This window comes from Streptomyces sp. SolWspMP-5a-2 (assembly GCF_900091845.1).
GTDB classification, from domain to species: domain Bacteria; phylum Actinomycetota; class Actinomycetes; order Streptomycetales; family Streptomycetaceae; genus Streptomyces; species Streptomyces doudnae.
The window spans coordinates 1-10,023 of sequence record NZ_FMCI01000170.1 but is presented as its reverse complement, the minus strand read 5'-3'; the positions used below and the strand labels follow the sequence as shown (position 1 = coordinate 10,023).

Below are 10,023 nucleotides of genomic sequence, written 5' to 3'. Positions count from 1 at the left end.
GGCGCCCGGCCCAGGCACCGCCGGATTCCCGTCCCCCGCTGCCCCCGGCGGCGGCCCGCAGGCTCGCGCAGTTGCTGGCCGACCGGGGCGCGGGCGGCGGTGGCCGCCGGGGCACCGCGCCGGACCTGGTCGAGCTGCTCCCCCAGTGGCTGGCGTCGGCCAACGCCCGTGGGTACGCGGCCCCGGTGCAGTCCCTCCCCGCGCTCCTGGACGCGGCCCGCGGCCGGACGGACCTGCGTCCCGCGGCGCTGACGTTCGCGGGCCCGCGCGCGATCTGGCTGGCCCGTCTCCACCAGGACTGGCGGTTCGCCCTGCGCGCGGCGCCGACCGGCGGGGCGGCCCTGCCGGGCCAGGCGGACGAGGAACGGGTGCGGCGCCTGTGGCAGGAGGGCCTGTTCACCGAGCGGGTGGCGGTGCTCGCGGCCCTGCGCTCCCGCGACCCGGCCGCCGCACGCGAACTGCTCGCCTCCACCTGGTCGACGGAGCGCGCGGAGGACCGCCTGATGTTCCTGGACTCGCTGCGCACGGGCCTGGGCGCGGCGGACGAGCCTTTCCTGGAGGAGACGCTGGCCGACCGCAGCCGCAACGTCCGCTCGACGGCTGCCGAGTTGCTGTCGGCGCTGCCGCACTCGGCGCTGGCCGGGCGGATGGCGGCGCGGGCCGGTTCCTGCGTCGCGCTGGACCACACCGCGCGCCGCGTCCCGACCCTCGCGGTGGAGGCGCCGCACGAGTGCGACGCGGCCATGGAGCGGGACGGCGTGGTGGCCAAGGCGCCCGCGGGCCGGGGCGAACGGTCCTGGTGGCTGGGCCAGTTGGTGGAGGCGGCGCCGCTCTCCACCTGGCCGGACCGGCTGGGCAGGCGCACACCGGAAGACATCGTCGCGCTGCCGGTGGCGGACGACTGGCAGGGCGAACTGCACGCCGCGTGGTGCCGTGCCGCCGCCCGGCAGGGGGACGCCACCTGGGCGCGGGCGCTGCTGGGGCAGCCGTCGGCCCCCGAGGCCGGTGGCCCCGGCGCGGTGTCACTGGCGGAGCGGGCGAAGCTGCTGACCACGCTGGACGGCGCCGAACGCGCCGACTGGGTCGCGGGGTTCATCGCGGCGCACGGTCTGTCCGAGGCGTTCCAGCTCCTCGGGGTGTGCGCGGTGCCGTGGGCTCCGCCGCTGGGCCGGGCCGTGGTGGATGCGCTCAACATCGCGCGGGACGCGGGCAGTTACCCGTGGAGTTTCAGCGGGGTCATGGGCCTGTCCGAGCGCTGCCTCGACCCGTCGGAGGCGTCCCGCCTGGACGGCCTGCTGACCGCGCCGGACGAACCGGAGGACGCGTCCCCGGGAGCGGTCGGCTACTGGACGGAGGCGTTCCAGCGCCTGGTGACGACGTTGCGGCTGCGCGCCACGATGGAGAACGAGCTGGCGGGGAAGGAGCCGACGACCGCGGAGAACTGAGCCCTCCGGCCCACCCGGCCCCGGCCCTGGCGTCTCGCGAGGGTCAGGGAGGGACGGTGAGCCCAGGCCCAGGCCCCGGGCCCCAGGCCCCGGGCGCCGCATCACGCTGAGGTCCCTCCCCCGAGGCCCTTTTCCGGGGCTTCTTCCCAACGCCTCTCCCCGAGGCCCTTCCTCGACGTCAGCCCCGAGGACGCAGGAGCCCCCGCCGAACAGCCGCGCTCCCCGTCAAGCGGGCTGCCGCACATGGGCGCGGACCCAGTCCACGATCGCGCCGGTGGTCGCCCCCGGCGTGAAGATCTCCGCCACGCCCTTCTCCTTCAGCGGCGCGATGTCCGCCTCCGGGATGATCCCGCCCCCGAAGACGAGGATGTCGGCCGCGTCCCGCTCCTCGAGGAGGTCGATCACCGCGCCGAAGAGGGTGTTGTGCGCGCCGGAGAGGATGGACAGCCCGATCGCGTCGGCGTCCTCCTGGATCGCCGTGCCGACGATCTGCTCGGGCGTCTGGTGGAGCCCGGTGTAGATGACCTCCATGCCCGCGTCCCGCAGCGCGCGGGCGATCACCTTGGCCCCGCGGTCGTGACCGTCGAGCCCTGGTTTGGCGACCACCACGCGGATCGGACCGGTTGCGACACCCATCACTGCCTCCATGAAGCGACGACGTCCTGGGACGTCCGTCCGTGAAGTGAACGAACGTTATCTACAGCATCCCGCAACCGGCAGTTTCGCGGCGCCGACCGAGGGGGAAATCACACAGAGGGACACGTTCGCAGCGCTCGTTCCGAGTCTCTGCGGCACTCGGGGTCGTATCCAGCGTGCGGCACCCGCGCCACAGGGGGAACAGGCGCGAAGGAAGCCGTCACGAGGTCGCCCCGCCCTCGGCCCCATCGCCTCCGTCCGGCTTCCCATGAGGGCACACGGGGGACAGAGCCGTCCTCGGTGCGCCGACAGGAGGACGGCCATGAAGGTCACCCGCGCGATGTCGCCCCTGCTCCCGCTCTGCCGGAAGCTGCTCCCCGACCGGCCCGCGGCGCTCTCGCCGACCCTGCTGAAGGCGACCGCCCTGGAGCTGGCGATCCTCATCGGCCACCTCGCCCTCTACCCCTCCGGCATCACCCCCGAGCGCCATCGCGACCAGGACCCCGCCCCGCTCCCGTCGGACGGCGGGAACGGAAGGTACGGCGGGCACGGCGGGCAGGACGGGCACGGCGAGTACGGCGGGAGCGGCGGGCACGGAAAATACGGCGCGGAGACCACGCCCGGCCCGACCGGCACACCCGGCACACCCCGCCCGACCGGCACACCCGGCACGCTCGGCGCACCCGGCGCGCACGGCACACCCGGCACGCCGGACGCCGACAGCGCATCCGGCACATCCGACGCACTCGACGCACCCGACCCCGACGCACCCGACGCACCCCGCGCCCTGCGGCTGCCCGTCCCGGCCGGGACGCCGGTGGTGCTGTTGCACGGCTTCATCGACAACCGCTCCGTCTTCGTCCTGCTGCGCCGCAGCCTCGCCCGGCACGGCCGCAGGCAGCTCACCTCGCTCAACTACTCGCCGCTGACCTGCGACATCCGCACGGCGGCCGAGCTGCTCGGGCGGCACATCGAGGAGATCTGCGCGCGCACCGGCAGCCCGCGGGTGGACGTCGTGGGGCACAGCCTCGGCGGACTGATCGCCCGTTACTACGCGCAGCGGCTCGGCGGCGACCGGCGGGTGCGGACGCTGGTCACCCTCGGCACCCCGCACTCCGGCACCCGGGTGGCACCGCTGGCGAACGCGCACCCGATCGTGCGCCAGATGCGCCCCGGCTCGGACCTGCTGACGGAGCTGGCGGCGCCCGCGCCCGGCTGCCGGACCCGGTTCGTCGGCTTCTGGAGCGACCTCGACCACCTCATGGACCCGCCGGAGACGGCCCGCGTCGACCATCCCGACCTGCTCGCGTGGAACGTCCGGGTGAGCGGGATCGGACATCTGGCCCTTCCGGTGCATCCGGCGGTCGCCGCGGGCGTCCGGCAGGCGCTCGATCTGGCGGAGTCGGAGGCCGGTTCGGATGCTCGAACAGACGGGCTAACCGTGGCCTGAAGTCGAACATTCATCGAACACAGGGCCAAGGGCCATCCGTGGTTCGGCGAAAGGCGCTCGAATGCCCCTTTCCTGAGAGCATGAAACCTGCGGAAGATTGTCGCGCCCGCATACTGCCGGGTACAGTCGCCGCACTGCTCTGGCAGCCCCTGTTGTCGAGGCGAAAGAGAAGTTGGTGAACGACCGTCACCCGTCGGGGATTCTGACCACCCCGACCCCGGCTTCCGACGCCGCCCCGGCACACCAGGCGCCGTACGGCACCCAGGAAGCCCAGTACGGCGACTTCACCACGTACGGCGGCTACGACACCGGCGCCTTCCCCACCGACGGCCACGGCACGTCGACCTTCGCCGCCGACCCCCTCTTCGGCAGCCTTCCGGGCGACTCCACCGGCGCCTACGACGCGTCGGCCTGGACCGGCGGCGGCCAGCAGAACTACGCCTACGACGTCTACGCGGCCCAGCACCACGCCGGGTACGACACGGGCGCCTACGAGACGACGGCCTGGGGCACCGGGCAGCACCTCTCCGCGGTGCCGCCGCAGACCGGCGGGGCCGACGGGTCCGACGTCTCCGGGCAGTGGGACGCGAACGGCTGGCTCCAGCCCGCCCCGTCCGGCGCGCAGGCCGACGCGACCCAGCAGTGGGAGTGGGGCACCCAGACCTTCGAGACGGGCGCGTACGACGCCACCCAGTGGAACCCGGACGGTTCGTCCCCCGCCGACGGCGGCCGGGACCAGGGGCCCGCCACCGGGTTCGACCAGCAGGCGACCGCCGTCTTCGAGCAGATCGGACACCCGGGCGGGAACGACGAGTTCGCGCACACCGGGCAGCACGAGCACGCCGACCCCTCCGGCTACGAGGGACCCGGCCACGACCAGCGCCACGGTCAGGATCACGGGGCCGGGCACCACGAACAGGGTTACGGCGAGCCCGAGTACGGCTCCGGGTACGACGAACCCGGCGCGTACGACGCCGAGTCGCTCTCCGCCACCGGTGAACTCCCCGCCGTCGCACCGCTCCTGGACGGTCAGGAGGAGGTCGTCCCGGCCGGGCGCGCTGCCGGGCGGGCCGCGTCGCGGTCGCGCCGCAGGCCGCCGCCCAAGCGGTCCGCGCTGCTGACGATCGCCGTGCCGTCCGCGTGCGTGATGGGGGTAGCGGGCATCGCGGCCGCCTCGGTGGGGACGCTGACCGGCGACGGCGAGACCACGGCCGCGGCGGCGGACACGCAGCCGGTGAAGCCGTCGACCGCCAACATCAAGCTCGACACCCAGCTCCAGAGCCTCTCGGCCGGTGCCGACGACTTCGCCGACCGGGCCAGCCGCACCCAGGAGCGCATCGACCTCAAGGCCGAGCAGGTCGCGGAGAAGAAGAGGGCGATCGCGGAGGCCGCCCGCAAGGAGCGGCTGCGCCCCAAGTACGCGCTGCCGGTCGCGCAGCGCGGTCTGAGCGCCTACTTCGGCCAGGCCGGCATCAACTGGATGTCGGTGCACACCGGCATCGACTTCCCGGTCTCCTACGGCACCACGGTGATGGCCGCGACCGACGGTGTCGCGCGGACGCAGTGGAACAGCGCCTACGGCAACATGATGATCGTGACCGCGAAGGACGGCACGGAGACGTGGTACTGCCACCTCTCCACCTACCGCGTCGCCTCCGGCACGCCGGTCAAGGCGGGCGACCCGATCGCGTTCTCCGGGAACTCGGGCAACTCCACCGGCCCGCACCTGCACTTCGAGGTCAGGCCCGCGGGCGGCTCCGCCATCGACCCGCTCCCGTGGCTGCGCAGCCACGGCATCGACCCGACCTGACGCACCCGGCCGGAGGGCCCACATCTCTTCGGCCGGAGGGTCCCCCTCTCCCCGGCCGGACGGTCGGCTCTCCCCCGGCCGGACGGTCGGCTCTCCCCCGGCCGGACGGCCCGCCCCGGCCGGACGGCCCGCCCCGGCCGGACGGGCCGGACCGTGACCGGCTCCTGACCGGCTCCGCGAGCCGTCCGCCGTGGTCAGCGCCCGGTCAGAGCTTCTCGACCGGGGCGTAGCGCAGCAGCAGCCGCTTCGGCTTGGGGTCCCCGAAGTCGACCGTGGCCTCCGTGTTGGCGCCGGTGCCCTTGACCCCGACCACCGTGCCGAGCCCGAACTGGTCGTGCGTCACCCGGTCCCCGACGGCCAGCGTGACCACCGGCTTCTCCGCCGTCCTGCGGGTGGCGAAACCGGACGCGCCCGACGCCGACGAGCGGGACCTGGACGACGACAGGGAACCCGCCACCCCGGACACCGGACCGGCGGACGACGTGGTGGCGCCGGTGCGCTTCCAGTCGACGTGCTGCGCCGGGATCTCCTCCAGGAAGCGGGAGGGCGGATTGTACGACGGCTGCCCCCACGCGCTGCGCAGCGAGGAGCGGGTGAGGTAGAGGCGCTCCCGCGCGCGGGTGATGCCGACGTAGGCGAGCCGCCGCTCCTCCTCCAGCTCCTTGGGCTGGCCGAGGGCGCGCATGTGCGGGAAGACGCCGTCCTCCATGCCGGTGAGGAAGACCACCGGGAACTCCAGGCCCTTGGCGGTGTGCAGGGTCATCAGGGTGATGACCCCGGAGCCGTCGTCCTCGTCGGGGATCTGGTCGGAGTCGGCGACCAGCGCGACCCGTTCCAGGAAGGCGGCGAGCCCGGCGGGCGTCTCGCTCTCGGCGTCCCCGGTCTCCTGCTCGAACTCCAGGGCGACGGCGGCGAGTTCCTGGAGGTTCTCGATGCGCGTCTCGTCCTGCGGGTCGGTGGACGCCTGCAACTCGGCGAGGTAGCCGGTGCGTTCGAGGATGGCCTCCAGGACGGTGGCGGGGCCCGCGCCGGAGTCGACGATCGTGCGCAGGTCCTCCATCAGCGTGTTGAACCGCTTGACGGCGTTGGTGGAGCGGGCCGCCATGCCGTACGCCTCGTCCACCCGGCGCAGCGCCTGCGGGAAGCTGATCCGCTCGCGCTGGGCGAGGGCGTCAATCATCGCCTCGGCGCGGTCGCCGATGCCGCGCTTGGGGACGTTCAGGATGCGGCGCAGCGGGACCGAGTCCTCCGGGTTGGCCAGCACCCGCAGGTAGGCGAGGACGTCCCGGACCTCCTTGCGCTCGTAGAAGCGGACTCCGCCGACGACCTTGTAGGGCAGGCCGACGCGGATGAAGATCTCCTCGAAGACCCGGGACTGGGCGTTGGTCCGGTAGAAGACGGCGACGTCCCCGGCCCTGGCGTCGCCCGCGTCGGTGAGGCGGTCTATCTCCTCGGCGACGAACTGGGCCTCGTCGTGCTCGGTGTCGGCGACGTACCCGGTGATGCGCGCGCCCGTGCCCGCGTTGGTCCACAGGTTCTTGGGGCGGCGGGACTCGTTGCGCTCGATGACCGCGTTGGCGGCGGACAGGATCGTCTGCGTGGAGCGGTAGTTCTGCTCCAGGAGGATCGTCGTCGCGTCCGGGTAGTCCTCCTCGAACTGGAGGATGTTGCGGATCGTCGCGCCCCGGAAGGCGTAGATCGACTGGTCGGCGTCACCGACGACGCACAGCTCGGCGGGGGGCAGGTCGTGCGCGGAGGGCGGCACGTCCACCGGGTGCTCGGAGGTGCCGACCAGCTCGCGCACCAGCGCGTACTGGGCGTGGTTGGTGTCCTGGTACTCGTCGACCAGGACGTGCCGGAAACGGCGCCGGTAGTGCTCGGCGACGTCGGGGAAGGCGCGCAGCAGGTTGACCGTCGTCATGATCAGGTCGTCGAAGTCGAGGGCGTTGGCCTCGCGCAGCCGCGACTGGTACATGGCGTACGCCTGGGCGAGGGTCTTCTCGAAGCTGCCCCCGGAGCCGCTCTCCTCGGAGGCGCCCCCGCCGGCCTGCGCGGCGAAGTCCTCCTCGTCGATCAGCTCGTTCTTCAGGTTGGAGATCTTGGCGCTGAAGGACTTCGGCGGGTAGCGCTTGGGGTCGAGGTCGAGATCGCGGCAGACCAAGGCCATCAGGCGCTTGGAGTCGGCGGCGTCGTAGATCGAGAACGACGACGTGAAGCCGAGCTTCTTGCTCTCGCGGCGCAGGATGCGCACGCACGCGCTGTGGAACGTCATGACCCACATGGCGTGGGCGCGCGGGCCGACGAGCTGTTCGACGCGCTCCTTCATCTCGCCCGCGGCCTTGTTGGTGAAGGTGATGGCGAGGATCTGGCCGGGGTGCGCGTTGCGCTCGGCCAGCAGGTAGGCGATGCGGTGGGTGAGCACCCTGGTCTTGCCCGAACCGGCGCCCGCCACGATGAGCAGGGGGGTGCCGGCGTGCACGACGGCCTCCCGCTGGTTCTCGTTCAGCCCGTCGACCAGGGCCGCGGGGTCGAGGACCGGGCGGGGGGCGCCGTCGCGGTAGTGGGCGTCCCGCTCCGGGGGCACGTCGAACTTCCCGCCGAACAGATCGTCCGGGATCGACTCCGGACCGTGCTCGTCCTCGGGCGGCGGCGGGGGTTCCTCGTCGTGACCGCTGGGGGTCCGGAGGTTCGCCAGGAAGCTGTCGTCAAAGAGGCTGCTCATCGCTCTCCGAGTCTAGGCCGCCCCACTGACACCCCGCCCCCGCCCCGGGGAGATCGCCCGCCTGCGGCCGGGGCGCGACCGTCCGCTGTCGGCCCCTCACGTGCGGCGACGGCGGATCGGGGCGGTTTTTCAGGTCACGGAAATGTATCGGGCATATCGGCCATCAACCTTCACAGAGGGCACACGAGTTGGCTACCGTTCCTGGCAGGCCGCACGACCCCCTCCGGCGAACGTCGCCGGGCCGCGCGGCCTCCGCCGAGTCCGGGGCGCCGCCGCGCGACCGGAGCCGGGGACCCACCGAATCCCGGGGTGAATCGGTCCGCAGCCCCTCGGGGGCCGCATCCGTAGGGCAACCCTTCCGAAGCACCCGCCCGAACCCGACAGCTAACTCGGTAGGCGGAGACGGGAAGGAGTCGCCAGTCTTGGCGTCGCACCGCAAGTCGCGTCCCGCCGGAACGCGCGTAGCAGGCGTGCGCACCCCCGCGCTCGCCACGGCCGCCCTCACCTCGGTGGCCCTGCTGTCCCAGTCGGCCAACGCCGCGCCCGCCGCCGACGGCGCCCCGAGCCTGGAGGAGGTCGAGAAGAAGGTCGACGCCCTGTACCGGCAGGCGGAGAGCGCGACCGAGAAGTACAACGCGGCCAAGGAGCGGACGACCAAGCAGCGCAAGCGCGTCGACACCCTCCTCGACGACGTCGCCAGGCGCACCCAGAAGCTCAACGAGGCGCGCGAGGAGCTGGGTTCGTTCGCGGCCGCCCAGTACCGCACGGGCGCCTCCGCCCCGGACACGGCGACGTTCCTGCTCGCCGACTCCCCGCAGGACTACTTCGACCAGACGCAGCTGATGAGCCGTCTGACCACCCGCCAGAAGGGCGCGGTCGACGACTACGTCACCGAGCAGTCGGAGACGATGAAGAAGCGCCGGGAGGCCACCCAGGGCCTCCAGTCGCTGACCGAGACGCAGAGCGACCTGCACGCGGCGAAGGCGACCGTGCAGCGCAAGCTGTCGGACGCGCGCGCGGTGCTGTCGAAGCTGAACGCCGAGGAGCGGGCGCGGCTGGCGGCGATCGAGAAGCGCAAGCAGGAGGAGGCGGCCGAGCTGGCGCGGCAGCAGGAGGCGGCGGAGAAGGCGGCCCGGCAGCAGGCGGACACCTCGTCGCCGTCGTCGTCCTCCGGGTCGTCCGGGTCCGCGCAGTCGTCCGGGTCGTCGTCCGGCGGTTCGTACGCGACGAAGGCCGCGAAGACGCTGGCGTTCGCCCGCGCGCAGATCGGCAAGCCGTACGTGTGGGGCGCGACGGGCCCCGGCTCCTACGACTGCTCGGGCCTCACCCAGGCCGCCTGGAAGGCCGCGGGCGTCGCCCTCCCGCGCACCACCTACGACCAGGTGAACGCGGGCACCACGGTCTCCCTCGCCGACGCGCAACCCGGTGACCTGGTCTTCTTCTACGACGACATCACCCATGTGGGCGTCTACGCCGGGAACGGCATGATGATCCACGCCCCGAAGCCGGGCGCGTACGTCCGCGAGGAGTCCATCTACTACGACGGCGAGTCGGCGATCCACAGCGTGGTCCGCCCCGCCTGACCGACCGGGCGGACCGGGGCCCGCACCCGCGGGTATTTCCCCGCCCCCGCGTGCGTGCCCCGCCGCCCCGCCGACCCGGGCTCCTTAGCATCGGCCCATGCCCGCCCACCACGGTCCCGCGTCCGGTGCCCCCGACGGCCCCCTCTCCCCGCGTGCCCGGTGGGCGCGGCCGTCCCCGGCCGCCGCGGGCGCCGTGCTGGCGACCGGCACGCTCTCGGTGGCCCTGGCGTCGGCCGGGCGCGAGGTGCTGTCGTGGATCGCCCTCGTCCTCGCCTGCGCGGGGTGGGTGGTGCTCGCCGCGGGCTTCGCCGTGCGGGTGGCGCGGCGGAGCGGCGATCCCGTGGCCCCGGCCGCGCCGGCGGCCGTCGCGGCGACCG

At 73.4% G+C, this 10,023-nt stretch carries 6 protein-coding genes, 1 pseudogene and 1 riboswitch; of the genes and pseudogenes, 5 read left to right on the top strand and 2 right to left on the bottom strand.

Annotated features, from left to right (window positions below; all coding sequences use genetic code 11):
* A partial coding sequence (locus GA0115242_RS17775; protein ID WP_093829579.1) for a DUF5691 domain-containing protein occupies positions 1 to 1,445 on the top strand: 1,445 nt, incomplete at its 5' end.
* Positions 1,446 to 1,670: 225 nt separating this feature from the next.
* Here the strand turns inward: GA0115242_RS17775 and GA0115242_RS17770 are convergent.
* Positions 1,671 to 2,081 carry a cobalamin B12-binding domain-containing protein gene (locus GA0115242_RS17770; protein ID WP_093829575.1) on the bottom strand — a complete coding sequence of 137 codons (411 nt, stop codon included), beginning with the start codon at positions 2,079 to 2,081 and terminating at the stop codon, positions 1,671 to 1,673.
* Between the two features lie 340 nt (positions 2,082 to 2,421).
* On the opposite strand from GA0115242_RS17770, the gene GA0115242_RS17765 reads away from it, so the two are divergent.
* A complete protein-coding gene (locus GA0115242_RS17765) occupies positions 2,422 to 3,531 on the top strand; it encodes an alpha/beta fold hydrolase (RefSeq protein ID WP_093829577.1) in 1,110 nt (369 codons plus the stop codon).
* Positions 3,532 to 3,706: 175 nt separating this feature from the next.
* Complete coding sequence (locus GA0115242_RS17760) at positions 3,707 to 5,341, top strand: M23 family metallopeptidase (RefSeq protein ID WP_256089465.1); 1,635 nt, start codon at positions 3,707 to 3,709, stop codon at positions 5,339 to 5,341.
* Positions 5,342 to 5,546: 205 nt separating this feature from the next.
* Here the strand turns inward: GA0115242_RS17760 and pcrA are convergent, their stop codons facing one another.
* The gene (gene pcrA / locus GA0115242_RS17755) at positions 5,547 to 8,063 is read right to left on the bottom strand and encodes a DNA helicase PcrA (RefSeq protein WP_093829571.1); all 2,517 of its coding nucleotides are present in this window, start codon (positions 8,061 to 8,063) and stop codon (positions 5,547 to 5,549) included.
* A 243-nt stretch (positions 8,064 to 8,306) separates the two neighbouring features.
* Positions 8,307 to 8,477, top strand: a riboswitch (cyclic di-AMP (ydaO/yuaA leader).
* 8 nt (positions 8,478 to 8,485) lie between these two features.
* Between pcrA and GA0115242_RS17750 the strand changes: the two genes are divergently transcribed.
* A complete protein-coding gene (locus tag GA0115242_RS17750) occupies positions 8,486 to 9,646 on the top strand; it encodes a C40 family peptidase (RefSeq protein WP_093829569.1) in 1,161 nt (386 codons plus the stop codon).
* A 97-nt stretch (positions 9,647 to 9,743) separates the two neighbouring features.
* A pseudogene (locus tag GA0115242_RS17745) lies at positions 9,744 to 10,023 on the top strand (hypothetical protein); the annotation flags it as partial.

Excerpts from the sequence above, each read along its gene's own strand:
- GA0115242_RS17770 (WP_093829575.1), bottom strand. The coding sequence starts at position 2,081 with ATGGGTGTCGCAACCGGTCCGATCCGCGTGGTGGTCGCCAAACCAGGG.
- GA0115242_RS17765 (WP_093829577.1), top strand. The coding sequence starts at position 2,422 with ATGTCGCCCCTGCTCCCGCTCTGCCGGAAGCTGCTCCCCGACCGGCCC.
- pcrA (WP_093829571.1), bottom strand. The coding sequence starts at position 8,063 with ATGAGCAGCCTCTTTGACGACAGCTTCCTGGCGAACCTCCGGACCCCC.